This is a genomic window from Streptomyces sp. RLB3-17, from assembly GCF_007113425.2.
In the GTDB taxonomy this organism is placed as follows: Bacteria; Actinomycetota; Actinomycetes; order Streptomycetales; family Streptomycetaceae; genus Streptomyces; species Streptomyces mirabilis_D.
The window spans coordinates 5,403,411-5,429,427 of sequence record NZ_CP041610.2 but is presented as its reverse complement, the minus strand read 5'-3'; the positions used below and the strand labels follow the sequence as shown (position 1 = coordinate 5,429,427).

The window sequence follows — 26,017 nt, the reverse complement described above, 5'->3', positions numbered from 1 at the left end:
ACTGTCCGCCTTCCGGGCAGGGGCGCGAGGGGACGAAGGCTTCCATTACGCTCGGACGTATGGCCGACGCACCGTACAAGCTGATCCTCCTCCGCCACGGCGAGAGCGAATGGAACGCGAAGAACCTGTTCACCGGATGGGTGGACGTCAATCTCAACGAGAAGGGCGAGAAGGAGGCAGTCCGCGGCGGTGAGCTGCTGAAGGACGCCGGCCTGCTGCCCGACGTCGTGCACACCTCGCTCCAGAAGCGCGCGATCCGCACCGCCCAGCTCGCGCTGGAGGCCGCCGACCGCCACTGGATCCCCGTCCACCGCTCCTGGCGTCTGAACGAGCGGCACTACGGCGCTCTCCAGGGCAAGGACAAGGCCCAGACCCTCGCCGAGTTCGGCGAGGAGCAGTTCATGCTGTGGCGCCGCTCGTACGACACCCCGCCGCCGCCCCTCTCCGACGACAGCGAGTTCTCGCAGGCGAACGACCCGCGCTACGCGTCGATCCCGCCGGAGCTGCGCCCCCGCACGGAGTGCCTGAAGGACGTCGTCTTCCGCATGCTGCCGTACTGGTACGACGGCATCGTCCCCGACCTCCTCACCGGCCGCACGGTCCTGGTCGCCGCCCACGGCAACTCGCTGCGCGCCCTCGTCAAGCACCTCGACGGCATCTCCGACGCCGACATCGCGGGCCTGAACATCCCGACCGGCATCCCGCTCGCCTACGAGCTCGACGCCGACTTCAAGCCGCTCAACCCCGGCGGCACGTACCTCGACCCGGATGCGGCCGCGGCCGCGATCGAGGCGGTCAAGAACCAGGGCAAGAAGAAGTAACCTGACTTGATCAAGCCCCCTACCTGCGGGTTATCCGCTAGTAGGGGGCTTTTCGGTGGCCTTGGGCCCTCTCTGGGCCATCTGCTGCTTGACCGGGCCGTCAGGCCTTGACGAATTCCGGCTCAGGCTGTGCCCTCACCTCTGCCTGTGCTCCCACATCGCGGAGAGCCGCGACCGCCGCCTCTGCGTCCTCCTGAAGCACGCCGTCGAGAATCCTTGCGGGCACCTGCGTTGCCAGAACCTTGCTGCGCCAGAGACTCAGTCCCGTCAGCCGACGTACGACTTGGGCGACGTCCAGCACACGGGCGCCAGGGTCGGTGAGCAGCACGTCATGAGGCACGTCGTCGCACACCAATAAGAAGTACTCCGTCATTGCTCTCCCCGTCCCCGTCCCTGGCCCGGAGAGTACGAGCCCTCAGCCGCCATGTCGCCTCGATTGGCCAGGGTCCGAGTGGCCCAGGTACTCGGCGAGGGCCTTGATGTCCACGCTCGGGGACCGGGATCACCCCGGCACCGGCGAGCACCCGCTTCCACATCTCCTCGTTGCGGGAGGTGCGCCAGACGTGGACCCCGCGCGGTCCGGTGAAGATCAGCCGCTTGGTCACCGGTGGCCCGTCCGCGACCTTCCACGGCAACGTGATCGGCGTACGGGACGGGAGCTGGGGAGAGTGGTGGGTTGTTGGGGGGTGCTGTGCTGCGGCGGAGGATGAAGTGCCGGATTCACCGGCCGCCCCTGGTCTCGATGTGGATCCTCGTCAGCGCAAACAGGATCAGGAGGTCGAGTGTCATCGCGGGGATGGCCCACAACGGGTAGTACGGAACGAACATGAACTGGGTGATCAGGCTGATCCCTGCCACCGCTACACCGGCCCCGCGGCCCCAGCTCTTGTCTGTCAGGACTCCCAGGCCCGTGATGACAAGTGCCACTCCGATCACAAGGTGAATCCAGCCCCAAGCGGTCAGGTCGAACCGGTAGGCGTACAGGGACGCGGAGAACAGGGTGTCCTGTGCGATGCCGGACGCGCCCATGAGAATGCTGAGGGGCCCGCTGAGCAGCATCATGATCCCGGCGAACGAGGAGGCCTCATTGATCGTTTCGCCGCTGCCGGGCCTTCCGGGGCCTTTCCGTGTCCTGTCCGGCACCGTTGTCATGGCAGCACCCTTCCTGTACAGCGCGGTCACCGACGCACACTGCCCGTGCGAGGCCGGCCACGCTCCCCCTGACAGCATCACCGCAATCCTTCGGCACCGCGACCGCAACCCTCGTCGCCATCACGGCATTGCCGGAGGTGCCGCGAACACTCACGCCTCAACAGGGGTACGGGGCACCCTCCGACTGCGTGACAACGCCCACACGTAGCGGACAACCACGTACGAGTGCGGACCATCGCAGAAGGCCGGTGTCTCGCGAGGTGCCGGGGAAGAGTGCTCAAGGCCATCCGCAACGATGCCGGACGGGGACGTACACCAGCGGCTCCGTCCGGCCGTCGCGTCAGCCCACGGCAGCGGCCGGGGCGTCATCAGGGCTGGGCAACTCGCAGGTGTCGCCGTTCGGCCAGTTCCTCCGCGCCGACCACGGTCAGAACCGGGGTGCCCGGCGGCGCGAACATGGTCACCACTAGCTGCGACTGCGCGTCCGGAAGGTTGTTGGCGCCCTGGTAGTGGATCACGTCGCCCCCGGGCTCGAACAGGGCGTCACCGGCCTTGAGCACCCGGGGCGGCTGCCCCTCCAGCTCGAAGAGGATCTCGCCCTGGGTCACGTAGCCGAAGAGCGGCCCGGGGTGCCGGTGCGGGGGCGCGCCCGGGTCACCGGGCGGCAGGGTGACCCGGATGGTCCGGGCCTCGGCGCCGGCCGGGATCCGGGCCGCCGCCTCCGGCAGGGTCGTGATCACCTCGACGCCTGGGGGCTGGTGTGCGTGCTCAGCGCTCATGCATTCCTCCATTCCTCCAAACAGGGACTGTCCACAGAGAGGACAAGACGGCTTCCTCGTTTGTGACAGCCCTACGGGTGTGACAGCCCTACGGGCCGAAGCGGCTCGCGCCATTCGTTCTGCCGGTTGCCGGTTGCCGGTTGCCGGAACGCGGCGGGACGCCTTCAGCCGTCGCCAAGGTCCTCTCGGCAACCCGGTGTTGGGTGCCCAGCCCGGAGCCGTGGTCAGTAGCGCGTCGGGCAATCGACGGCCTCACGCCCAGGGACCAAGGCGAGACGGCGGTACTGGTCGTGGTCGTACCCGCGGTCGCCGAGCACGGCGTAGGGGCGGCGCCTGGGCCGGCGCGCTTGCCCCGCACCGGTGGGACCGCCCGGCCGAGCGGAATGAGCCGGTCAGGAGGGTCCCGTCGTCGGGCCGCAGTGCGCGCGGCGGCGGGTTGTTCTAGCGTCGAACACAGGAGGGGCAGTCCTGCCGAGCCGCCGAGTGCGGGGCCCGAGGCCACGGCCGTACACCGGGCGCCTCCGCTGCTCGGCACCTTGAATCCGCGAATCCTCGACCAACCCCGGAGAGCAGGTGCCTTCCATGCACACGGCGGCCCGTATCGCCGGTGTCCTCACCGGCCTGACCCTCGCACTCGGCGGCGCGGCCTTCGCCGCCCCCGCCGCCCACGCGGACATCCCGGCCTGCACGAACATGGTCCGACAAACGGGCGTCGACGTCTCGGACGCCGTCAGATCGGCGTGCACCCAAGGTGTGCACGGTGACCTGCGGGGCTGTGTGAGCGCCCTGACCCAGGTCGGCACGCCGGGCGGCGCCGCGACCGGTGCCTGCCGCATGGCGGCCAACCCTCCGTGACGGCGAACATGCCGGGCGTCCAGGACAGGGCCGGGAAATAGGTCGGCCGTCGGCGAAGCCGCCCCGGTACGTCGTGCCGTCGACGACGATGCGCCGTGATCCCTCGCGACCCGGTGCCATGGGTCCTGGCGGGGCCTCCGGTCCGGTGACCGCATGCAGAAGGGGCCCCGTCGTGGTGACGGGGCCCCTCTGACTGGGGCTACGTGATCAGCCGCACTGGCACGGGTTGCCCGACTGGCAGCCGCACCCGCAGCCGGAGCCGCAGCCGCAGGCGCCGAACAGCGGGAGACTTTTGATGTCGGCGGGCTGGTCGGTGTCGCGGTCCAGGGTCGGGTCGGGCGTGGCGGGAGAATCGGCCATGGTGTCCTCCTCAATGAGGCCTCAATGAGGCATCGAGGCCGGGTGCCTACGCCTGTACGCCTGGGCGCCCGGGTGTAGGCGCGAGTGCCTACCCCCATTGCATGCCCGCTCCCCTGGGCGCATCAACGGCGCACTGAGGCTCGCCCGCGCCCCCGGAGTGAGACGGCAGCCCCGGGCGCTCCCGGACCTCAGACGCCCTCGGCCCCCGTGACCGGCTGAATGTCGGGCTGGAGCTCGTCCGCGTGCTCACCGGTCACCAGGTACACCACGCGCTTGGCCACCGACACCGCGTGGTCGGCGAAGCGCTCGTAGTAACGGCCCAGCAGGGTGACGTCGACGGCGGTCTCGATGCCGTGCTTCCAGCGGTCGTCCAGCAGGTGCTGGAAGAGCGTGCGGTGCAGCAGGTCCATCTCGTCGTCGTCCTGCTCCAGCTGGAGCGCCAGGTCGACGTCCTTCGTGATGATCACCTCGGCCGCCTTCGCCATCAGGCGCTGCGCGAGCTGGCCCATCTCCAGGATCGTGGCGTGCAGGTCGTGCGGGATCGCACGCTCGGGGAAGCGCAGCCGGGCCAGCTTCGCCACGTGCTGGGCCAGGTCGCCGGAGCGCTCCAGGTCGGCGGACATGCGGAGCGAGGTGACGACGATACGCAGGTCCGTCGCCACCGGCTGCTGGCGGGCCAGCAGGGCTATCGCGCGGGCTTCGAGCTCGTGCTGGAGATCGTCGACCTTCTGGTCGGCCGCGATCACGCTCTCGGCGAGCTTCAGATCGGCGTCGAGGATGGCCGTCGTGGCGCGTCCGATCGCCGATCCGACGAGCCGGGCCATGTCGACCAGGCCGTCGCCGATCGAGTCAAGTTCCTCGTGGTACGCGTCACGCATTTGGTTTGTCCCTCTCTTACGTCACCTTGGGGCCCGGGGCCGGGCTGCCCTGACCGCCGGACGGACCGCCGGACGGGCCCCGTGAACCCCACGCTCCCACGTTCCGGCCCGTACGCGTCCGTTTCCGGCACCCCAAATGAACCATCCCTGGCTCCTGGGTGAACTCTGGGCGACGAGTGTTCGAGGTCGCACTCCGATGGCTGTGGCCTGGCGTGACGACATGCCTAACCTGGGGGCATGGACGTGAACGCGGCGGTCGCCGCAGCGGCAGCGATCGCCGGAGTGCTCACCGGTGTCATCGCCATGCTGGCGTTCCGCTGGAGCGAGCGCGACCAGAAACGCCCCACCCGCACATCCCTGCACACGGACCCGGTGCTTCCGCCGGGCGTCGACACGGTGCTCTCCGTGCTCCGGTCCTCGGCCGTCGTCCTCGACGAGGCCGACGCCGTGGTCAAGGCCAGCTCGGCCGCGTACGCCCTCGGGCTGGTGCGCGGCGGCAAGCTCGCCGTCGAGCCGATGATGCAGATGGCCCGCGACACCCGTCGCGACGGGGAAATACGCCAGGTCGAGCTGGATCTGCCGAGGCGGGGGACCGGACGGGGGGAGGCCCTGGCCGTCTCCGCGAGAGTCGCCCCGCTGGGCTCCCGGCTCGTGCTGCTCCTCGTCGAGGACCTCACCGAGGCCCGGCGGATCGAAGCGGTACGGCGCGACTTCGTCGCGAACGTCAGCCACGAGCTCAAGACGCCCGTCGGCGCGCTCTCCCTCCTGTCCGAGGCCGTCATGGACGCCTCGGACGATCCGGAGGCCGTCGAGCGCTTCGCCGGACGTATGCAGATAGAGGCCACCCGGCTCACCAACCTCGTCCAGGAACTCATCGACCTGTCGAGGGTGCAGAACGACGATCCCCTCGAGGACGCCGAGCCGGTCCGCGTGGACGAGCTGGTCGCCGAGGCCATCGACCGGTGCCGCCACCAGGCCGGCACCAAGCAGATCACCATGGCCGCCGGCGGCACCGCCGACCTGAGCATCTGGGGGAACCGGGGCCAGCTGGCCGCCGCCCTCGGCAACCTCGTCGAGAACGCCGTCAACTACTCGCCCGCCCGCACCCGGGTGGGTATAGCCGCGCGCCGGGTGACCGCGCCCGGCGGAGACCTCATCGAGATCGCCGTGACCGACCAGGGCATCGGCATCTCGGAGAAGGACCGGGAGCGCGTCTTCGAGCGCTTCTACCGCGTCGACCCGGCCCGTTCCCGCCAGACCGGCGGTACGGGTCTCGGTCTCGCGATCGTCAAGCACGTGGCCGCCTCGCACGGCGGGGAGGTCACCGTGTGGAGCTCCGAGGGTCAGGGCTCCACGTTCACCCTGCGGCTGCCTGAGGCGGCCGCGGCCCGCGACCGCGGGATCGACCACGACATGCCCGGACTCGACGATGAGGACGAGAACGGGCAGCCCGACGGGACGACCACCGTCACATCCCCGTATGAACCGCTTCCCGCTCCGGAGGTCCTTCCGTGACCCGTGTGCTCGTCGTCGAGGACGAGGAGTCCTTCTCCGACGCCCTGTCGTACATGCTCCGCAAGGAGGGCTTCGAGGTCGCCATCGCGACCACTGGGCCCGACGGACTCGACGAGTTCGAGCGCAACGGCGCCGACCTCGTCCTCCTCGACCTGATGCTGCCGGGCCTGCCCGGCACGGAGGTCTGCCGCCAGCTGCGCGGCCGCTCCAACGTGCCGGTGATCATGGTCACCGCGAAGGACAGCGAGATCGACAAGGTCGTCGGGCTGGAAATAGGAGCCGACGACTACGTCACCAAGCCCTTCTCCTCCCGCGAACTGGTCGCCCGTATCCGGGCCGTCCTGCGTCGCCGCGGGGAGCCGGAGGAGGTCACCCCGGCCGCTCTCGAGGCGGGTCCCGTCCGGATGGACGTCGACCGCCACGTGGTGACCGTCTCCGGCTCCAAGGTCGACCTGCCCCTGAAGGAGTTCGACCTCCTGGAGATGCTGCTCAGGAACGCGGGCCGCGTGCTGACCCGTATGCAGCTCATCGACCGGGTGTGGGGGGCCGACTACGTGGGCGACACCAAGACGCTGGACGTCCACGTGAAGCGTCTGCGCGCCAAGATCGAGCCGGACCCGGGCGCGCCGCGGTACCTGGTCACGGTGCGTGGCCTCGGCTACAAGTTCGAGCCGTAAACCGAACCCGTTTCACGGCGGTGCGTACGACGCGACCCACCCGTAGGACAAAGGGCGGCACGTACGACAAAGGGCGGCACCCTTCGGGGTACCGCCCTTCGTGCGTGCTGGATCAGTGGCCGGCCGACGAGGAGGCCGTCGCGGTGGCCGTGCCCGTGGCCGTCGCGCTCGCGGAGGCCGCGTCGGTGGGCAGGCCCGAGACGGAGTCGGACGGCGAGGTCGAGGCCTTCGGCGACTTCGAGGTCTTCGAGGTCTTCGGCGACTTCGAGGAGGTCGCGGAACCGGTGGCCGTCGCGCCGGGCGCCGCGGGGATGTTGGTCGGGCCCCACTTGGTGAAGTAGCTCTCGGCCGGGACGACGAACGCGCGCAGCTTCACGTCACCGGTCTTGCTGAAGGTGAAGGTGATCGGCTGGGCGTTGCCGTCCTTGACGGCCGCGCCGGGGTTGCTCAGGGCCGCGGAGGCGTTGCCCTCGCCGCCCAGGATGACGTGGCCGCCGGCGGGGATGGTCAGCTTGCCGCCGCCCTTGGCGGGCGTGATCTGGGCGACGCCGTCGCCGCCGATCTTGACCGAGTCGAGGGTCTGCGGGGTGCGGCCGTTGTTGAAGACGGTCGCGGAGACCACCGCCGGGCCCGTGGACGTCGTGTCGGGCTGGGTGATGACGAGGGCGTTCTGGATCTTGATGTCGCCGACGCTGGTCGCCGCGTTGTCCGGCTTGACCTCCAGCGTCTGTGCGTTGTTGCCGGCGCCGCATGCGGCGAGCGAGGCGATCGAGAACGCAATGGCGGCGGCGGCGAGGGCGCCGCGTCGAAGGCTGCTGCTCACGGCGGCGGCAACTCCTTGAACGTGGGCGAAGCAGAGCGGCTCCGGTGTAAAGCCGCCCTAAGGGTCTGTCAGCGGGCTTAGGTTACCGAGCCGTTCCGACGCCGCCGCACCCGACCCGCCCCTTGACGCCCGCGAGCCCCGTTGCGCCGCTCGTGCGCCCCGGTCCTCGAGTGGTTCCGGTCGGCCTCATCAGCTACTTTGAGCTTCCGTTCGTCCGCCATTCACATAAGCGGCTGTACGTGTTGCCGCGAGAGTAGTGACGAGATCCGCTTGGGGTTTTCCGGTAAGGAATCCGCGGCGGTCCGGAAAATTGATCATCGGTAGATCGGGGCGGTCCGTGATCAATTCCGGATTCGTCTCGTACCCGACTCCGCTCACCGAACGGAGTAGCGGAAGTCGAGCTCCTGGAGCGGGACAAACCGGGATGTTCAGACCCTGGTCAGGAACGTCCGGTGTGTGTAACGTACGCGTTTCTCTTGCCCTGGACAGCCGCTCCCACCTGCGAATACCCTCTTCCGCTCCCCCTTCGCAGCACGTTCCTGTCGCGGTTGTCAAGCCCCGAGATATGCCCTGACCTGCGAAAACGCCATTCAGAAGACGCCGTTTCCGTGTTACCCTGGATAGCCACGGAAGGGGTACCTGTCACATGACGTTCAAGGTTGGCGACACCGTGGTCTATCCCCATCACGGGGCCGCGCTGATCGAGGCCATCGAAACTCGCCAGATCAAAGGCGTGGACAAGACCTACTTGGTGCTGAAGGTCGCCCAGGGCGACCTGACGGTGCGTGTGCCAGCGGACAATGCGGAGTTCGTCGGCGTGCGTGATGTGGTCGGTCAGGATGGGCTGGACCGGGTCTTCGAGGTGCTGCGCGCGCCGTACGCCGAGGAGCCCACGAACTGGTCTCGTCGTTACAAGGCAAATCTGGAGAAGCTCGCCTCCGGCGATGTCATCAAGGTCGCGGAAGTCGTGCGTGACCTGTGGCGTCGTGAGCGCGAACGCGGACTCTCCGCCGGAGAGAAGCGCATGCTCGCCAAGGCCCGCCAGATCCTGGTGAGTGAGCTCGCCCTCGCGGAGAACACGAACGAGGACAAGGCCGAGGCCCTGCTCGACGAGGTTCTCGCGTCCTGACGCAGGCAGTCGAGACGGTGGCCGCTCACCCGGCGGTCGTCCCGGCGTCCACACAAGGCCGCACAGCTGCGCAATGAAATGCCGCGGTGCCCGATGACGTAATTGCTGTCGCTCCACACGATGGCTGTCGCCGGGCGCTGCGGCATGTTCGTACCCGCGCGATTTCGGAAACGTGTGGCCTCGAATACACCTGCGTCCCATGGAATACATCTGTGTCCCATGCGCCTGCGTCCCCGATGCCGCGTCGATACCCGCGTCCCCGATACTTGGCGTGCCGGGCCCGGACAGCTTGCTCGACCGGATGTCACGGAAGGGTCCGGTCAGGGCTCGCGCCCGGCACTGCCCCGAGCTCTCGGCTTCGCTCGAGCAAGGGGCACGCCCAGGCCATACCCAAGCACGCCGAGTACACAAACCTGACAGGAACCGATGTCTGACGATTCGCGCTCCTCGCTGTCCGGAGGCCGCACGGCGGCCGTCATTCCGGCCGCCGGACGGGGCGTGCGCCTCGGTCCGGGCGCCCCCAAGGCGCTTCGCGCGCTGAACGGCACCCCCATGCTCATCCACGCGGTGCGCGCCATGGCCGCCTCCCGCGCGGTGTCGCTGGTCGTCGTCGTGGCCCCGCCCGACGGTGCCGCCGAGGTGAAGGCGCTGCTCGACACACACGCGCTGCCCGAGCGAACCGACTTCCTCGTCGTCCCCGGCGGCGACAGCCGTCAGGAGTCCGTGAAGTACGGGCTCGACGCGCTGCCCCCCGGCATCGACATCGTCCTCGTGCACGACGCGGCCCGCCCGCTCGTGCCGGTGGACACGGTCGACGCCGTCATCGAGGCCGTACGCGACGGCGCGCCCGCCGTCGTCCCCGCGCTGCCGCTCGCGGACACCGTCAAGCAGGTCGAGCCGGCGAGCGAGCCGGGGATGCCGGAGCCCGTCGTCGCCACGCCCGAGCGGGCGCGGCTGCGGGCCGTGCAGACGCCGCAGGGTTTCGACCGCGCCACCCTCGTCCGCGCCCACGAGACCGTCACCGACAACGTGACCGACGACGCGAGCATGGTCGAGCAGCTCGGGGAGCGGGTGGTGGTCGTGCCGGGGCACGAGGAGGCGTTCAAGGTGACGCGTCCCCTGGACCTCGTCCTCGCGGAGGCGGTCCTCGCGCGCAGGAGGGCCAACGATGGCTTCTGAGTCACCCGCGCCGGTTCCTGTGGCGCTGCCGCAGGTCGGCATCGGTACCGACATCCACGCCTTCGAAGAGGGGCGGGAGCTGTGGTGCGCCGGGCTGCTCTGGGAGGGCGAGGGGCCGGGGCTCGCGGGGCACTCCGACGCCGACGTCGTCGCGCACGCCGCCTGCAACGCGCTGTTCTCGGCGGCGGGGATCGGTGACCTCGGCGCCCACTTCGGGACCGGGCGGCCCGAGTGGTCCGGCGCTTCCGGGGTCACGCTGCTGACGGAGGCCGCGCGGATCGTCCGCGCGGCGGGCTTCACCATCGGCAACGTCGCCGTCCAGGTCGTCGGGCCCCGCCCGAAGATCGGTAAGCGACGGGACGAGGCGCAGAAGATCCTCTCCGAGGCGGTCGGTGCACCGGTGTCGGTCTCCGGAGCCACGACGGACGGCCTCGGCTTCCCGGGCCGCGACGAAGGACTGATGGCGATCGCCACCGCCCTGGTGGCCCGCACGCCCTGACGCGCGTCGGCCCCGCCCCGTCCCCGGTGCCGATGGTGTCGGGAGGGCGATGGCCGCCCGCAGATGTCACGAATAAGTCCTCCTTGCGAGGGAAGGTCGCGGGGCACTCCCCGTGGCCCACTACCCTGGAGTGGTGACCATTCGCCTGTACGACACCAGCGCCCGGCAGATCCGTGACTTCTCCCCGCTCAAGCCGGGTTGTGTCTCGATCTACCTGTGTGGCGCCACCGTGCAGGCCGCACCGCACATCGGGCACATCCGCTCGGGCCTCAACTTCGACATCATGCGCCGCTGGTTCGAGTACCGCGGGTACGACGTCACGTTCATCCGCAACGTGACCGACATCGACGACAAGATCATCACCAAGTCGGCGGACCAGGGCCGCCCTTGGTGGTCGATCGGGTACGAGAACGAGCGCGCGTTCAACGACGGGTACGCCGTGCTCGGCTGCCTGCCGCCCACCTACGAGCCGCGGGCCACCGGGCACATCACCGAGATGGTGGAGATGATGCGCGGGCTCATCGAGCGCGGGCACGCCTACGAGGCGGACGGGAACGTCTACTTCGACGTGCGGTCCTTCCCCGGGTACCTCCAGCTGTCCAACCAGGAGCTGGACAACCTCCAGCAGCCGTCCGGTGTCGGTGAGACCGGCAAGCGGGACCCGCGCGACTTCGCCATGTGGAAGTCCGCGAAGCCGGGCGAACCGAGCTGGGAGACGCCGTGGGGGCGGGGCCGGCCAGGCTGGCACCTGGAGTGCTCCGCCATGGCCCACAAGTACCTGGGCCCCGCGTTCGACATCCACGGCGGCGGGATCGACCTGATCTTCCCGCACCACGAGAACGAGATCGCGCAGGCCAAGGCCTTCGGCGACGAGTTCGCCATGTACTGGGTGCACAACGCCTGGGTCACCATGAGCGGCGAGAAGATGTCCAAGTCCCTGGGCAACTCCGTACTCGTCTCCGAGATGGTCAAGACGTGGCGTCCGATCGTGCTGCGCTACTACCTCGGCACCCCGCACTACCGCTCGATGATCGAGTACAGCGAAGAGGCCCTGCGCGAGGCCGAATCGGCGTTCGCGCGCATCGAGGGCTTCGTGCAGCGGGTCGTCGAGAAGGCGGGGGGCGTCGTCGAGCCCGCCGCCGAGGTGCCGCCCGCCTTCGCCGAGGCGATGGACGACGACCTGGGCGTCCCGCAGGCGCTCGCCATCGTGCACACGACCGTGCGACAGGGGAATTCGGCCCTGGCCGCCGACGACAAGGAAGCCGCCGTCGCCCGCCTCGCCGAGGTGCGGGCCATGCTCGGCGTCCTCGGACTCGACCCGCTCGACGAGCAGTGGGCCGGCGAGGGCGACCGCGGTGAGGATCTGCACGGCGTCGTCGACACCCTGGTCCGGATGGTCCTCGACCAGCGCGAGGCCGCCCGCACCCGCAAGGACTGGGCCACCGCGGACGCCATCCGCGACCAGCTCAACCAGTCCGGTCTGGTCATCGAGGACGGCCCGCAGGGACCGCGCTGGACGCTCGGCCCCCGCTGAGCGGCCCCCTCGGGCCCTCCGCAGGACCTTCTCGGGGCCTCTCGGCCTTGATCGATTGTGCCGCCCGGGCCTCCGGGCGGCACACTGCATATACGACACTTCAAGAACGTACGCACGCTCGCCTCACACAGACAGGTAGGTCATGGCCGCTAACAACCGCCGCATGTCCGGCAAGAAGGGCGCGCAGGTCGGCAGTGGCGGCCAGCGACGCCGGGGCCTGGAAGGCAAGGGCCCCACCCCGCCCGCCGAGATGCGCAAGGGGCACAAGAAGAACCGCATCGCGGGCGCCAAGGCGAAGCAGATCGCACGCCGTCCCGCCGCCCCGCGCGGGCGCGGTGGCAAGGGCACGTCCGAGATGGTCGTCGGGCGCAACTCGGTCGTGGAGGCGCTGCGCGAGGGCGTGCCCGCCTCGATGCTGTACGTGCAGCAGTTCATCGACAACGACGAGCGGGTGCGCGAGGCGCTCCAGCTCGCCGGTGAGCGCGGCGGCATCCACCTCATGGAGGCCCCGCGCCCCGAGCTCGACCGCATGACCAACGGGCTCAACCACCAGGGTCTGGTCCTCCAGGTCCCGCCGTACGAGTACGCGCACCCCGAGGACCTCGCGGCCGCCGCGTACGACGAGGGCCAGGACCCGCTGATCGTCGCCCTCGACGGCGTGACCGACCCCCGGAACCTGGGTGCCGTCGTCCGTTCCGTCTCGGCCTTCGGCGGCCACGGCGTCGTCGTGCCCGAGCGGCGCGCGGCCGGCATGACCGCCGGTGCCTGGAAGACGTCGGCCGGTGCCGCCGCCCGTACGCCCGTCGCCCGCGCCGCCAACCTGACGCGTGCCCTCGAGTCGTACAAGAAGGCCGGTCTCGTCGTGGTCGGGCTCGCCGCGGACGGCGAGGTCGAGGTCGGTGATCTGGAGGCCCTCGGCGGTCCCGTCGTCATCGTCGTCGGCAGCGAGGGCAAGGGACTGTCCCGACTGGTCGGCGAGACCTGCGACTTCCGGGTGCGGATTCCGATGCCGGGCGGCACCGAGTCGCTGAACGCCGGTGTCGCGGCGGGAGTCGTGCTGTACGAGGCCTCGCGCCGACGCGTCTGAACGGACGTCCGAACGGATATCTGAACAGGCGTTTGAGCGGACGTCTGAGTGAGTCACCCCCGTGGGGCAATCGGAATGTTCGGGATGACCTTGACGCGGTCCGGACAGATCGGCGCAGTCAAAGCAGTGTCCTAAACACACATCACTCGGTTAGATGAGTGTGGACACCAGAACACCCCGCACACCCACGGGGGACCGCTCGTCGGGATTCGACGACGCTCCCGCGCTGAGCATGGTGAAGGTGCCGAGCGATCCGGCGCAGGTCATCGTCAATCATGCGAGCTTCCGCGTGCAGCTAGGCGGCGCGACGCGGACCCCATCCTCGCGCGTCGCACGGCACTTGAGCGCCGACGACACCGCACGGATCCCCGTCGTCGGTACGGCGGGCAGAGCGGGCGGCCCGGCAGCCGGGGCCCGCCGCCGCGCACCCGTCGTCTGGAGCGGGCGGTCCGACCCCGACGACACCGGCGCCCACCGCCTCCTGCAGGCCGTGCGCAGCACCAGCGTGCGCCACGGCGTCGCGGACCCGACGGGCGACGGCGGCGCCACCCAGGTCATCCCCCGCCTCGACGAACACCAGGGCTACGCGGGCGACTTGACCGTCCACACGGCCGAGACGCCCCTCGTCGGCAGCCAGCGCGGCCACGACCACGACTCCGCGGGGACCCGGCTGCTGCCGAACATGCGCAGCGTGGACAGCGCGTACGACGAACCGCGCTACACGGGCGGGCAGTTCGCGGCGGAGGACCCCGACGACGGCTACGGCGGCGGCACACCGGCCAGGCGGCACGGCTCGGACCCGGTCCGGCACGCCTACTACCCCGGGCGCCGGATGAACCTCGGCGTGGTGCTGCTCCCGCTCCGCGTCTTCCTCGGCTTCATCTCCATCTACGCCGGCATGGGCAAGCTCTGCGACCCCGTCTACTTCGACGGCGGCAAGCGCGGCTCCATGGTCAAGTGGCTGAACACGCTGCACCCTTGGGACGTCGCCGAGCCGCTGCGTCAGTTCGCGCTCCAGCACCCCGTCGGCTCCGGGCTCGTCATCGCCTTCCTCCAGGTCATCGTGGGCGTCCTCACGGTGCTCGGGCTGTGGCAGCGGGTCGCCGCCGTGGTCGGCGCGATGCTGTCGGCCGCGCTCATCGTCACCGTCAGCTGGAAGACGGTCCCCGCGTACGACGCGCCGGACATCATCTACCTCGCCGCCTGGTCGCCGCTGATCATCGCGGGCGCGCCCGTCTACTCCGTCGACGGACGCCTCGCGAGCGAGGCCTGGCGCACGCTCGGGCCCCGCGCCGACATCTGGGACCTGCGGTACCGGGTGCTGCGCCGCGGCTCGCTCGTCTCGGCCATCGTCGTCGGCCTCACGCTCCTCATCGGCTCGCTCCTCGGCGGCGCCGTTCGTGACGCCGACCGGGTGGTCGTGCCGGGACCGGGCGAGGCTCCTCGCAACGAGCTGCCCGGTTCCCCGCTTCCCGAGGAGCCCGGCACGCCCCAGCACAAGACGACCACTCCCTCGGCCTCGGCCAAGGCACCCACCCACGGCAGCTCCTCCTCGCCGTCGGGCGCGGCCACCACGCCGAGCGCCGCGGTCCGTGAGACGGGTGGCACGGTCACCAGCGGCCCCAGCCAGACCCAGGGCACCGGCCAGGCCCCGCCGCAGCAGTCCTCGCCGGTCCACCAGGCCCCGAGCACCAGCGCGGGCCCGACGTCCAGCGGTGGCGGCTCCAGCACCGGTGGCAGCGGTTCGGGCGGCGGTACCTCTTCCGGCGGTTCGAGCGGCGGCGGCAGTGGTGGTGGCACCTCCGGCGGCTCGGACAAGCTGGTCGGCGGTCTCCTCGGGTAACGCCTAACGCCCCCTGGCGATACGAGGACGGGCCCCGCACATCAGATGTGCGGGGCCCGCCCTCGTACTGCCGGAAAGGGGCTCTCAGCCCTCGTGCCGCCGGAAAGGGGCTCTCGCCCCGTACTGCCGGAAAGGGGCTCTCAGCCCCTCGTGCTGCCGGGAAGGGGCTTATCAGCGTCCCAGGGCCGCGAGTTCCTTCGCCGCCTCCGTGAGGTCCTTCGCGGTGTCGATGGCGCGCCAGTAGGCGCCCTGCGGGAGCGGGAAGCCGGCCAGGCGGCGTTCGCGGGCCAGGTGCGGGAACGTGGTGCGCTCGTGGTCGCCGCGCTCGGGGAGCAGGTCGGCGAACTCGGCGGAGAAGACGTAGACGCCCGCGTTGATCTCGTACGTGGTCGGCGGGGACTCGATGAAGTCCGTGACGCGTCCGAAGCCGTCGGTCTTGACGGCGCCCCACGGGATGCGCGGGCGGGCGAGGGCGAGGGTCGCGACGGCGTCGCGCTCGGTGTGGAAGTCCGCCATGTCGCGCAGCGAGAAACGGGTCCAGATGTCGCCGTTCGTCGCGTACCAGGGCTTGTCCGGGTAGGGGAGGTGCGCGGCGGCGTACTTCAGGCCGCCGCCCCGGCCGAGCGGTTCCGTCTCGACGACCGTCGTGATGTTGACCGGGAGGTCGGCCGAGTCCAGCCACTTCTGGAGGACCTCGGCGAGGTGGCCGCAGGAGACGACGACGTCGGTGACGCCCTCCTCGGCGAGCCAGGTCAGCTGGTGACCGATGATCGGGGTCCCGGTGCCGGGGATCTCGACCATCGGCTTGGGCCGGTCGTCGGTGTAGGGACGCAGTCGGGAGCCCTGACCACCGGCCAGGACAACGGCTTGAACGGGGCGTGACGCGGCGTTCGGATGGGTCATGCCCGAACTGTACGTGGCGCCCCGCTCGCGGCTTCTGTCGGCAACGGTTCCCTTAAACAGCTGTTACCTGACAGAACGGGTGGGGCCGGTGTGGCTCAGAGATGCGTGGCCGCGACCCCCGATGCGAAGGACGTGTCGCAGACCGGGCGCGCGAACGCCTGGGCGCGCGTCGGGCCGTACGCGCGGACCGCGGCGCGGCCGAGGGCGCGGGCGATGGAGACGCAGTGCTTGGCGAGCGACGGGCGGCCGTTCACGGCCTCCTGGAGGTGGGTGAGGGCGACGCCCGGGTTCTTCTCCTGGAGCTCCAGCAGGAGCCGGTCGCGCAGCACGTCCTGCGGCGCACGGGAGACGGCACGCGAGGAGACGTCCGAGGAGGAGGCGGTGAGCACCGAGTCCGAGGAGTTCCCCGACCAGTTGACTCGGGTGACCGCCAGGGTCCCGGAGAGCACCAGGACGACAGGCAGAACGAGGGCGAGGGTGCGACCGATCCGGCGCGCGGGGCCACGGCCACGCCGGGTCCGTTGGTTAGTGGTGGAGTGCTTCACGCGAGTGAGGGTAGCGCGGGGTGATGATTTGGCGACATTTAGTAATCAGTTCGAGGGATAGGGGACCGGCTTTCGCTGGGTGGCGAGTTGACGTACAGGGATCGAAATGACCGGCTTGCCGGGGTATTTGTCGACAACGAAGAGAGCCCCACAGTCTGCTGTGGGGCTCTCTTCGTCAACTTGGGTGAATTCGACCGCGGCGCGGTTTCCGTCCCCCCGACTTGCTTTTCGCGGTGATCAGGGCGATCAGGGCGATCGGGTGATCAGGGTGATCAGTCGGAGAGGCGCTCGCCCGTGGAGGTCGAGAACACGTGGGTCTCGCCCGGTCGCGGCACGACGTGCAGCGTGGCGCCCTTGTCCGGGACCGCGCGGCCGCTGACGCGGACGACCAGGTCCGTGAGCTTGTCGTCGACCTTGGCGCTGCCGTAGACGTAACCGTCGGCACCGAGCTCCTCGACGACGTTCACCGAGACGGCGAGGCCGGCCGGGGCGTCCGCGCTGTCCTTGGACAGCGACTTGGCGGCTTCGCCGTTGTGCTCGACGATGTCGAAGTGCTCCGGGCGGACGCCGACCGTGACGGTGCGGTCGCCCTTGTCCGCGGCGGCCTTCAGGGCCTCGCGGTTCACCGGCACGACGGAGTTGCCGAACTTCACGCCGCCGTCCGTGATCGGGACCTCGACGAGGTTCATGGCCGGGGAGCCGATGAACCCGGCGACGAAGAGGTTCGCGGGGCGGTCGTACATGTTGCGCGGCGAGTCGACCTGCTGGAGCAGACCGTCCTTGAGCACGGCCACACGGTCGCCCATGGTCATGGCCTCGACCTGGTCGTGGGTGACGTAGACGGTGGTGATGCCGAGGCGGCGCTGCAGCGAGGCGATCTGCGTACGGGTCGAGACGCGGAGCTTGGCGTCGAGGTTCGACAGCGGCTCGTCCATGAGGAAGACCTGGGGCTCACGCACGATGGCGCGGCCCATCGCGACACGCTGGCGCTGACCGCCGGAGAGGGCCTTCGGCTTGCGGGCGAGGTAGTCCGTGAGGTCCAGGATCTTCGCCGCGTCCTCGACCTTCTGGCGGATCTCGGCCTTCGGGACACCGGCGATCTTGAGCGCGAAGCCCATGTTGTCGGCGACCGTCATGTGCGGGTAGAGCGCGTAGTTCTGGAACACCATCGCGATGTCCCGGTCCTTGGGCGGCAGGTGCGTGACGTCGCGGTCACCGATGCGGATGGCGCCGGCGTTCACGTCCTCGAGCCCCGCGAGCATGCGGAGCGAGGTGGACTTGCCGCAGCCGGAGGGACCGACGAGGACGAGGAACTCGCCGTCCTCGATGTCGATCTCCAGAGCATCGACGGCGGGCTTCTCGGAACCCGGGTAGATCCGGGTTGCCTTGTCGAACGAGACAGTGGCCATGGTGAGGGGCCCCCTTCACCGGCAGGAACGTGCCGGACGATCCGTTGTAAAGGTGGTGTCCACCGCGAAGCCTTCGCGGTGGTGTAGTCCACAAGAGTGAACTGGCTCAGGACGGTACCTGGCGTTCACCTGGTCTGTCAGTAGCCAGGGGGCTGTGAACTTCGCGGAAATTTTCGAGAGGGCCCGGCTGGGACCTGGGTACACTGCACGGGCACACGCGTGCAGGCCTCCTTAGCTCAGCTGGTCAGAGCGCCGCTCTTGTAAAGCGAAGGTCGTCGGTTCGAATCCGACAGGGGGCTCCAACAGCGCAAACAACACGGGCATCCCGCGGTGATGCCCGTGGTTTTCCCTGCCATGCCCCGCTTTACGGCCTTACCCTGTTGGGCACCATCAGGGTGCCGCGCCAGCTGTGTGGAGGTAACGGGGTGAGAGGGCGCAGTCCGGATCGGGTCCGCAACGAGCTCATTGTCTCCATCGTGGACGCGTTGCAGGGGTCGGCCACGGTGAGCCAGGGGAGCAGCCGCGAGGTCTGGCGGGATCTGCTGGCCGGTGAGCTGGCCGCGCCCGTGGAACCCTTCGGCGGTGATCGGCTGCGGCCGTGGCTGTTACAGGTGGTGAAGGAGTGCACGGCCGTCGGTGACGGCCTGGCCTGCCTGGTGCGGTCGCTGGAGTACGTGGAACAGCAGTCGGCGACGGTCGCCGAGCTGTGGCCGCTCGTGGACGAGTGGGAGGCCGTCGACTTCTTCAACAACGCCGATCTCGCTCACCTGCGGCCCGTCCTGCTGGCGATGGGCTCCACGGACCTGGCCGTCATGGCGCGCCGCGCGAGCCGCTCCCGCGTCCAGGAGCTGCCCGGGTGGTGCCAGACGGGGTGGCAGGTCTTCCTGCGGCTGGCGGGCGAGAACTCCCCGGCGGGTGAACTCCCGCCCAGCATGGCCTTCCTGGCGCTGTCGGCCGACCGGCTGATGGAGGACGGCCAGGCGGACGCCGCCGAGGTGCTGCGCCGCTTCAACCGCACCCAGGCCCTCACTCTGGGCATGGAGGGACTGCTCTCGGACTGGCAGCACTCGGACTTTCCACAGCCCGCGCCCTCCCTCGTCCCCGCGTATCTGATGATCCAGTTCGAGCCGGACCGGATCGAGACGGACCGGTACTACCTCTCGCACTGGCGCCAGTCCGACTCCGAGGGCTGGCATCCCGTGCGCGGCGAGACGGTCCACCTGGGCCGGGAGGAGCTCCCGGGCGCGGTGGAGCGGCTGATCGAGGAGGCCGAGGAGAAGTGGGCCGACCTGCGGCAGCCGGTGATCCTTGAGTTCATCCTGCCCTGGGAACTGCTCAACGAGCCGGTGGAGTGGTGGTCGAAGGAGTCCGGCTCCGAGGCCCCGACCCCGCTGGTCATGGACTATCCGGTGGTGGTGCGCAGCATCGAGCGCCTGCAGCGGGCCGCCTGGCACCGGCCCTGGCACCACAAGTGGCGGCAGTTGCGGGAGCGCCCGGCGGACAGTCACTCGCACTGGAGCAGCCCGGCGGAGGACGAGGCGTACTTCTTCCACCTGGAGCGTGAACTGAAGGAGGACCGGCACGCGGTGTGCCTGGTGCTCAGTCAGCCTCCCGGTGACGACTCGGGCACCGGACGCCGCGAGATCCTCGCCGGCCTGCGGGCCGGGGTGCCCGCGATGATCTGGCACCGCAGCGACTGCGCGGACCCGAAATTCAGGGACGCCATCGGCGAGATACTGCAGGACCGGGGGCTGGGCAGCCTGGCGGAACGTGTCGGGGAGTGGCGCAAGGACGCGCTGGCCCTCGGCCCCGGTGCCTGGGACGGGCACGTGGGTCGCCATCTGGCCATTCTGCTCGACGATCCCGAGCGCAAGCCGAGTCCGCCCGGACCGGTGTAGGCCGTCATGCCCCGACGGCCCGGGACGGGCCTCCGACCGGCGGGCGGAGGCGGATACCCCATGGTCTTGCACACGCCATCGCCGACTGTCAGGCTATTGACGAGACAGAGCCACCGGCTGTCCACAGGGGGCAAGTACCATCCGGCGATTGACTTTCGGACCCTTCTGCCGTCTCCTGTGGCCTGCCATGTTGCACCGCAAGCAGACCACTGCCAGGCTTGGCACGTGGATGTCACGCATGCCCGCGGACTGCGGGACTCCTCCTCGGTGCTCCCTCCGTCGTCGGGCATGACCGGACGTTCTGAGGGCGCCGCTTATGCAGTGTGACGACGGTCCACGACCACCATCGGCATCACCGTCTGACGATGCGTCACTCGGTGTGCTGTCGCACGCTCTGCGTGGCCTCGGGCAGGCTTCCTCCGCGGATCACCCGGACGTACTGCTCGTGGTCGACGACTACGTGACCATGCGGGTCTGGGACGAGACGGTCACCCGACTGGCCGACGAACTCGCCCGCCAGGAGTCACTGGGCCCGATCACCCGCTTACGGCTGCTGAGTTCGGACGACACCGAGCCGGGCCGGATCCGGTTGGAGCACCTTCCCCCGCCCGTGGGCGAACACCGGGTGGTGCTGGTGCTGACCGACGGGCTGGCCGCGGGCTGGCGTTCGGACGCGGTGCTGCCGCTGCTGCGCGAACTGGGCCGCTCCGAGCCGCTCGCGGTCCTGCATCTGCTGCCCCAACGGCTCTGGTTCCGCACCGGCTTGGACGTCTACCGCATGCGCCTGGGCTCCGCGCGCCCCTGGGCGCCCAACGAGTCCCTGCGCTGGGAACTGCGCACCTCACCCCTCGAACCCGTGGACGACGACAGAGCGGCACGGGCCGGCGTGGTGCCCGTCCCGGTCCTGGAGCGGACCGGTCACTCCCTCACCGGCTGGGTCGACCTGGTGACGGGCCGGGCCTCCGAGGGCGTGGAGATGTCGGGCGTGCGGGCCCGCGACTGGAAGCGGCGGCCGGACGCCGCGCGTGCCGTGCCCTGGGTCGACGACGTGCCCGACCCCGCCAGCGCCGTACCCCCGTGGGAGCGCGTGTCGGAGTTCCGGGCCGCCGCCTCGCCCACCGCGTTCGCGCTCGCCACCCGCCTCGCGGCGGCTCCTCTGACGCTGCCCGTCATGAGCGCCCTGACGGCCTCGGTGCCGGGTGCCGGACCCGCCCACCTCACCGAGCTGCTGATGAGCGGTCTGGTGCGGCCCGCGGGCGCGGAGGCCGAGCGCGCGGCCGACGTGGTCTTCACCTTCGGCCCGAACATCCGCCAGGAGTTATTGGCGCTGGCCCGCCGCCGGGACACCGTCCGCGTGCTGCACGACGTACGGGTGCTGATGGCGGTCCCGGAGGGTTCCGAACCGTTGCTGCCCGCCGCGGACGAACTTCTCGAGACGACCGGCCTGCCGCCCGTGACCCCCCGGAACGTGGCGTTCCTGCGCATCGAACTGGCCGCGCTGCGCGCCCTGTCCGGACGCTTCCTGCCCCAGGCCGAGCGTCTCGCGCGGGCACTGCGGTCGTACGACCTGCAGAACACCGTCAACCTGGGCAAGGACACACGTACCCACACGCGGGACCAGGCCCCCGCCACCCGGGCCGGCCGGGATGCCGCACACGCCCCGAGGGGGCCCGAGACAATTTCAGAAGGAGCCACGACCATGGTGACCACGCAGCAGCCGACGGCGGAGAGCGCGCGTGCGACGCAGCCGCGCATCTGGGGGAACATCCCCCCGCGCAATCCGAACTTCACCGGCCGCGTGGACCTTCTGGAACGACTGCGGGAGCGCCTTCAGGAAGGCACGACCACCGTGCTGCCCGAGGCCATCCACGGCATGGGCGGTGTCGGCAAGACCCAGATGGCGATCGAGTACGCCTACCGGCACCAGTCCGAGTACGACGTCGTCTGGTGGATCCCCGCCGAGCGCCCCGGCCAGATCGGCCAGTCCCTGGTGGAACTCGCCCAGCGGCTCGGCCTCGGCACCAGCCCCGAGGCCAACATCGCCGGTCCCGCGGTGCGCGAGGCGCTGCGCGAGGGGCGGCCGTACTCCCGCTGGCTGCTGATCTTCGACAACGCCGACAGCCCCGAGCGCGTCCGTGACTACTTCCCCACCGGTGGCAGCGGCACCATCCTCGTCACCTCGCGCAACCGGCGCTGGAGCGTCGTCGGCCCCTCCCTGGAGGTCGACGTCTTCACCCGGGAGGAAAGCAAGGAGCTGCTGCGCCGCTCGGGGTCCCCCGGGGACCTCGACGACGCCGAGGCGGACCGCCTCGCCGAGGCCCTCGGTGACCTCCCGCTCGCCCTGGAACAGGCCGCCGCATGGCGCGCGGAGACCGGGATGCCGGTGTCGGAGTACCTGCGCCTGTTCGAGGACAAGCGCAGTGAACTCCTCGAGGTCTCCCCGCCCCCGGACTACCAGCTTCCGGTCGCGGCCGCGTGGAACGTCTCCCTGGACCACCTGGAGACACGCAGCCTCGCCGCCCTGCGCCTGCTCCAGCTGTGCTCGTACTTCGCGCCGGACCCCATCTCCCGTTCGATCTTCTCCGGCCTCGGCGGTTCCAGGATCGAACCCGAACTCGACCGGGCCCTCAACGACCCGATGCGGCTCGCCCGCGCCATCCGGGAGATCAACCGCTACTCCCTCGCCCGCATCGACCACCGGACGAACTCGATCGAGATGCACCGCCTGGTCCAGGCCGTGCTGATCAACCGCATGGCCCCCGAGGAACAGCAGCGCATGCGCAGTGGGGCGCACACCCTTCTGGCGGCCTCCGACCCCAAGGGACCCAACCAGTCGGCCAACTGGCCGCGCTACGCCGAGCTCTACGGCCATGTCATCGCCTCGGGCGCGGTCGAGTCCGACCAGCCGTGGGTGCGCGAGCTCGTGATGAACGTCGCCAAGTACCTGTGGTACTGGGGGGACCACAAGGTCGCGCGCGAGTTCATGGAGCAGGCCTGGCAGACCTGGCGGCAGCTGTTCGGCGAGGAGGACCAGCAGACGCGGCTGATGGCGTGGTGGCTGAGCTTCGTCTATCTCAAGGTGGGCCGCTACGACGATGCCTCGCAGCTCGTGGCCCAGCTCAAGGACGTCTATGCCCGCACCGCGCCGGCGGACCGGGAGGACACCCGTGAGGACGCGCTGGAGACCCTGAATCTGGAAGCCGCCGTGCGACGCGTCCAGGGGGACTTCTCCGCCGGGGCCGAGTTGGACGAGGCGGCCTACGACCGGGCCCGCCGTGCCTTCGGCGAGGACGATCCCACCACGCTGGACAGGGCCCACAACCTCGGGGTGAGCCTGCGGCTGGTCGGTGAGTTCCAGCGTGCGCTGGAACTGGACCAGCACACGCACGCCCTGAAGGCCCGGCTGTTCGGACGTGACCACCAGCAGTCGCTGATCACCGAGGCGAGCATCGCCGTCGACGTGCGTGAGACCGGCGACTACGTCGGCGCGCGGTCTCTGCAGCAGGCGGTCGTCGACGGTTTCCGCGCGGTCTTCGGGGCCGGGAACCCCTCGACGCTGGGTACCGTGCGCCAGCTCAGTGAGGCGTCCCGCAAGGAGGGCGACCCGGTTACCGCGCTGGTACTGGCACGCGAGGCGTTCGACCAGTTCACCCGTCGGTACGGCGACACGCACCCCGAGTCCCTGACCGCATCCCTCGCCCTGTCCGTGGCACTGCGGCACAACGGTGAGCTGGAGGCGGCCCGCGACCGCGGGGAGAAGGCGCGCGAGCGCTACCGCAGGCTGTTCCAGCCCGACCACCCGCACGTCCTGGCGGCCGACATCGACCTCGCTGTGACGTTGCGGCTGTTGGGCCGGGTGCAGGAGGCCAAGCTGCTGGACGAGAAGGCGCTGGAGTCGCTGACCGAACGCCTCGGGGCGGGCCATCCGATCGCGCTGGCCTGTGCCATCAACCTGGCGAGCGACTTGAGCGCGCTGGGACAGTCGGCCGAAGCCCGCCGACTTGGCGAGAACACAGTGGAGCTGTGCCGGGAGCGACTGGGCGAGGACCACCCCACGACATTGGTGTGTGCGGCCAATCTCTCCCTCGACCTCATCGCCGTCGGCCGGGAATCGGAGGGCGCGGCACTGCACGCGGCCACGCTGGAGCGGATGGAGCGGGTCCTCGACGGGCCCCGGCTGCGCTCCGCCGAGCCCGCGCCGCACCCGGCGACGCTGCAGACCCGGGCGATGAAGCGGGCCAACTGCGACATCGACCCGATGCCGTTGTGAGGTGAGGGGCGAGGCCGCGCGACCGCCGGTGGCTACCGCGAACCCGTGGGTGGGGCGAGCCAGGCGGCCAGACGGACGGGGTCCGGTGCGGTACCGGTAGCGCGTAACACGGCTTGGTGGACCGTCCGTGCCCGCTCGGGCCAGTGGCAGAGCAGGTGGGCCGCCGCGGGTTCCGTGCCCGCCGCCTTCAGGGCGTGCCCGAGGCCCGCCCAGGCGCCTGCCCGCTCGGGTTCGACGGCCAGGTGGGCCCGGTAGGCGTGCTGGGCCGCCGTGGGGTCTCCCGCCGCGAGCAGTGCGTCGCCGGGCAGGGCTCCGGTGACGTGGGCCGCGGCCTTCTCGGGGTCTTCGGACGGCGGACGTTCGTCGGGAGTGGTGCTGAGGTGGTGGCGGGCGAGCATGGCCATGCTGTCCAGCCAGCGTGCGGACAGGTCGGGGACGAGGTCGGGCTCGGTCGCCAGGGCGGCGGGCGGTCCGCTCGCCCCGGCCAGCCAGGCGCTTACGGCCTCCTCCACCGCGGGCGCGGGGGGCCGCAGGTGGTGGACCCGCCAGCGGGCGACGTGGTCGGCGGCGCACAGCCGGGCCAGGGCCAGTTGCTCCTCGGGAACCGGCTCCTTGAGCCACTGCGCGCAGTGGTCGCGCAGGGTGTCCAGCAGGGCGGCGCCGAGCGGTGTGCGGCGCGGATGGCGGTGGACCTGTTCCAGCGCCGTGGCCACATGGGTCCGCCACAGTGCGAACTCGAAGTGCGCGATGGCCTTCTGGGCGTCGGCCTCTTCCCGGTGGGCGCGCCAGAAGCGGGCTATCCCCACGAACGCGTAGATGCCCTGGAGCAGCCCGTCGAGAGGTCGGGGGTCGTCGCGCCAGGGCGCGTACCACAGCTCCGTACTCGCGTCGGCACTGTCGGTCAGCAGAGGTGTCAGGTGCAGGAGGCCGCCCAGTTTGGTGTGCTGGAACTCGTGCACGAGTGTGACCGCGAGCTGAACGGCGTCGTCGGGTTCCGAGGCCTCGATGCCGCCGAAGGCGTCCCCGGACGTCACGCTGCGCGGCCGAAACCTTTCCCTTGCCGGGGTCGGAGTCAGCGAGAACACCCCCCGCCGCATGGCCTCGGCCGTCCCGGGCAGTTCCCGCAGCAGCACCCTCCAGGCCCGCTCCAGCTCCTGCCGCCACTGCGCCACCGCCTCCTCGGACAGCGGGCGCGGCTCGCTCGGCTGGGGATACGTGCGATACGGGTCCAGGTCGTCCAGTGCCACGTCGAGCTGTCGCCCGGCGGGGCCGACCGCGAGCCTGCGCACGTCGTGCCACCCCGGTCCGGCCGACCCGGGCGCGGGCGGTACGGCGATCGTGGCGTCGGCCGTCTCCACCACCGCGCGTCCGCCCTCGGCGCGCACGGTGGCCGTCGTCCACGGCTCGGTCGCCGGCAGTACCGCACAGCCGAGGGTCGGCAGCGGCACCCGGCCGTGCCGAACCGGGACCTCGATGCTGAAGTCCAGCTCCGCGCGTAGCGCCGCCACGGCGGCGAGCGCCGAGAAATGGCCGAGCACCACCCACAGCGGCGGCTCGTCCTGCGGAATCGACCCCCGCAGCCGACGTAACGCGGTGGCCAGCCACATTCCCGTCTGCGGATACATCAGCAGTTCGTCGACCACGGAGGGCGAACGTTGCTGCGCCTCGCTGAGCAGGTCCCAGGCGGGACCTGGGTCCATGGCGTCGTCGAGCATCCGCAACAGCAGCAGACGGCGGCTGCGTTCGGCTTCGAGCAGGAGGTCCAAGGTGGCCGGATCGCCTTCGCCACGGGCCAGCTCGGCCAGCGCGGCGGCGGGCAGGTGATGATGGGGCGGGGACGGCTCAGCACTCATGGGCGGCC

General features: G+C 70.4%; 22 protein-coding genes, 1 tRNA gene and 1 pseudogene. 13 read left to right on the top strand and 11 right to left on the bottom strand.

The window, feature by feature from the left end; all coding sequences use genetic code 11:
* Positions 1–59: 59 nt before the first annotated feature.
* Positions 60–821, top strand: a complete 762-nt coding sequence (locus FNV62_RS24630; RefSeq protein WP_095853931.1) for a phosphoglyceromutase — start codon at positions 60–62, stop codon at positions 819–821.
* A 100-nt stretch (positions 822–921) separates the two neighbouring features.
* On the opposite strand, the gene FNV62_RS24625 is transcribed toward FNV62_RS24630, so the two are convergent.
* The 4 genes and pseudogenes from FNV62_RS24625 to FNV62_RS24610 form a co-directional block, all read right to left on the bottom strand.
* Positions 922–1,194 (bottom strand): ribosomal protein L7/L12, encoded by a 273-nt coding sequence (locus tag FNV62_RS24625; protein WP_097289054.1) that lies wholly within the window; start codon positions 1,192–1,194, stop codon positions 922–924.
* A gap of 124 nt (positions 1,195–1,318) precedes the next feature.
* Positions 1,319–1,462 (bottom strand): annotated as a pseudogene (locus tag FNV62_RS55800) (site-specific integrase); the annotation flags it as partial.
* Between the two features lie 79 nt (positions 1,463–1,541).
* Positions 1,542–2,003, bottom strand: a complete 462-nt coding sequence (locus tag FNV62_RS24615) for a hypothetical protein (protein ID WP_225900355.1) — start codon at positions 2,001–2,003, stop codon at positions 1,542–1,544.
* A gap of 338 nt (positions 2,004–2,341) precedes the next feature.
* Complete coding sequence (locus tag FNV62_RS24610; RefSeq protein WP_143602144.1) at positions 2,342–2,752, bottom strand: cupin domain-containing protein; 411 nt, start codon at positions 2,750–2,752, stop codon at positions 2,342–2,344.
* 582 nt (positions 2,753–3,334) lie between these two features.
* Here FNV62_RS24610 and FNV62_RS24605 point away from each other — a divergent pair.
* A complete protein-coding gene (locus FNV62_RS24605) occupies positions 3,335–3,607 on the top strand; it encodes a hypothetical protein (RefSeq protein ID WP_143611295.1) in 273 nt (90 codons plus the stop codon).
* A 207-nt stretch (positions 3,608–3,814) separates the two neighbouring features.
* Here the strand turns inward: FNV62_RS24605 and FNV62_RS54650 are convergent, their stop codons facing one another.
* A complete protein-coding gene (locus FNV62_RS54650) occupies positions 3,815–3,967 on the bottom strand; it encodes a hypothetical protein (RefSeq protein WP_167552125.1) in 153 nt (50 codons plus the stop codon).
* Positions 3,968–4,155: 188 nt separating this feature from the next.
* Positions 4,156–4,845 carry a phosphate signaling complex protein PhoU gene (phoU, locus tag FNV62_RS24600; protein WP_054232434.1) on the bottom strand — a complete coding sequence of 230 codons (690 nt, stop codon included), beginning with the start codon at positions 4,843–4,845 and terminating at the stop codon, positions 4,156–4,158.
* A 237-nt stretch (positions 4,846–5,082) separates the two neighbouring features.
* On the opposite strand from phoU, the gene FNV62_RS24595 reads away from it, so the two are divergent.
* Together FNV62_RS24595 and FNV62_RS24590 are read left to right on the top strand one after the other, a co-directional pair.
* A complete protein-coding gene (locus tag FNV62_RS24595; protein ID WP_054232435.1) occupies positions 5,083–6,360 on the top strand; it encodes a sensor histidine kinase in 1,278 nt (425 codons plus the stop codon).
* Positions 6,357–7,037, top strand: a complete 681-nt coding sequence (locus FNV62_RS24590; protein WP_009340348.1) for a response regulator transcription factor — start codon at positions 6,357–6,359, stop codon at positions 7,035–7,037. The genes FNV62_RS24595 and FNV62_RS24590 overlap by 4 nt, the downstream gene beginning before the upstream one ends.
* Before the next feature lie 112 nt (positions 7,038–7,149).
* Here the strand turns inward: FNV62_RS24590 and FNV62_RS24585 are convergent, their stop codons facing one another.
* Positions 7,150–7,860: a copper chaperone PCu(A)C gene (locus FNV62_RS24585; protein ID WP_143602141.1), complete on the bottom strand. Its 711-nt coding sequence runs from the start codon at positions 7,858–7,860 to the stop codon at positions 7,150–7,152.
* A 646-nt stretch (positions 7,861–8,506) separates the two neighbouring features.
* Here FNV62_RS24585 and FNV62_RS24575 point away from each other — a divergent pair.
* The 6 genes from FNV62_RS24575 to FNV62_RS24550 all read left to right on the top strand — a co-directional run bounded on the left by FNV62_RS24575 (position 8,507) and on the right by FNV62_RS24550 (position 15,131).
* Entirely contained in the window at positions 8,507–8,989 is a 483-nt protein-coding gene (locus FNV62_RS24575) for a CarD family transcriptional regulator (protein ID WP_003953493.1), read from the top strand.
* A gap of 426 nt (positions 8,990–9,415) precedes the next feature.
* Positions 9,416–10,168: a 2-C-methyl-D-erythritol 4-phosphate cytidylyltransferase gene (gene ispD / locus FNV62_RS24570; RefSeq protein ID WP_054232437.1), complete on the top strand. Its 753-nt coding sequence runs from the start codon at positions 9,416–9,418 to the stop codon at positions 10,166–10,168.
* Complete coding sequence (gene ispF, locus FNV62_RS24565; RefSeq protein WP_060895217.1) at positions 10,158–10,667, top strand: 2-C-methyl-D-erythritol 2,4-cyclodiphosphate synthase; 510 nt, start codon at positions 10,158–10,160, stop codon at positions 10,665–10,667. Before ispD ends, ispF begins: the two co-directional genes overlap by 11 nt.
* A gap of 133 nt (positions 10,668–10,800) precedes the next feature.
* A complete protein-coding gene (gene cysS, locus FNV62_RS24560) occupies positions 10,801–12,201 on the top strand; it encodes a cysteine--tRNA ligase (protein WP_060895218.1) in 1,401 nt (466 codons plus the stop codon).
* A 142-nt stretch (positions 12,202–12,343) separates the two neighbouring features.
* Positions 12,344–13,288, top strand: coding sequence for a 23S rRNA (guanosine(2251)-2'-O)-methyltransferase RlmB (rlmB, locus tag FNV62_RS24555; protein WP_054232440.1), 945 nt, complete (start codon positions 12,344–12,346; stop codon positions 13,286–13,288).
* Positions 13,289–13,442: 154 nt separating this feature from the next.
* Entirely contained in the window at positions 13,443–15,131 is a 1,689-nt protein-coding gene (locus FNV62_RS24550; RefSeq protein ID WP_225900354.1) for a DoxX family protein, read from the top strand.
* Between the two features lie 171 nt (positions 15,132–15,302).
* On the opposite strand, the gene FNV62_RS24545 is transcribed toward FNV62_RS24550, so the two are convergent.
* From FNV62_RS24545 to FNV62_RS24535, 3 genes are all read right to left on the bottom strand, one after another.
* Entirely contained in the window at positions 15,303–16,034 is a 732-nt protein-coding gene (locus FNV62_RS24545) for a nucleotidyltransferase family protein (RefSeq protein WP_097285266.1), read from the bottom strand.
* Between the two features lie 95 nt (positions 16,035–16,129).
* Complete coding sequence (locus tag FNV62_RS24540; protein ID WP_054232443.1) at positions 16,130–16,579, bottom strand: hypothetical protein; 450 nt, start codon at positions 16,577–16,579, stop codon at positions 16,130–16,132.
* A gap of 272 nt (positions 16,580–16,851) precedes the next feature.
* Positions 16,852–17,988: an ABC transporter ATP-binding protein gene (locus FNV62_RS24535; RefSeq protein WP_054232444.1), complete on the bottom strand. Its 1,137-nt coding sequence runs from the start codon at positions 17,986–17,988 to the stop codon at positions 16,852–16,854.
* Positions 17,989–18,213: 225 nt separating this feature from the next.
* Here FNV62_RS24535 and FNV62_RS24530 point away from each other — a divergent pair.
* The 3 genes from FNV62_RS24530 (at position 18,214) to fxsT (ending at position 24,156) form a co-directional block, all read left to right on the top strand.
* Positions 18,214–18,290 (top strand) — tRNA-Thr (locus FNV62_RS24530).
* 174 nt (positions 18,291–18,464) lie between these two features.
* Positions 18,465–19,886, top strand: a complete 1,422-nt coding sequence (locus FNV62_RS24525; protein WP_143602139.1) for an effector-associated domain 2-containing protein — start codon at positions 18,465–18,467, stop codon at positions 19,884–19,886.
* A 379-nt stretch (positions 19,887–20,265) separates the two neighbouring features.
* Positions 20,266–24,156 (top strand): FxSxx-COOH system tetratricopeptide repeat protein, encoded by a 3,891-nt coding sequence (gene fxsT / locus FNV62_RS24520; RefSeq protein WP_143608497.1) that lies wholly within the window; start codon positions 20,266–20,268, stop codon positions 24,154–24,156.
* Between the two features lie 32 nt (positions 24,157–24,188).
* Here the strand turns inward: fxsT and FNV62_RS24515 are convergent, their stop codons facing one another.
* Complete coding sequence (locus FNV62_RS24515; RefSeq protein WP_143608495.1) at positions 24,189–26,009, bottom strand: HEXXH motif domain-containing protein; 1,821 nt, start codon at positions 26,007–26,009, stop codon at positions 24,189–24,191.
* Between the last annotated feature and the right edge of the window lie 8 nt (positions 26,010–26,017).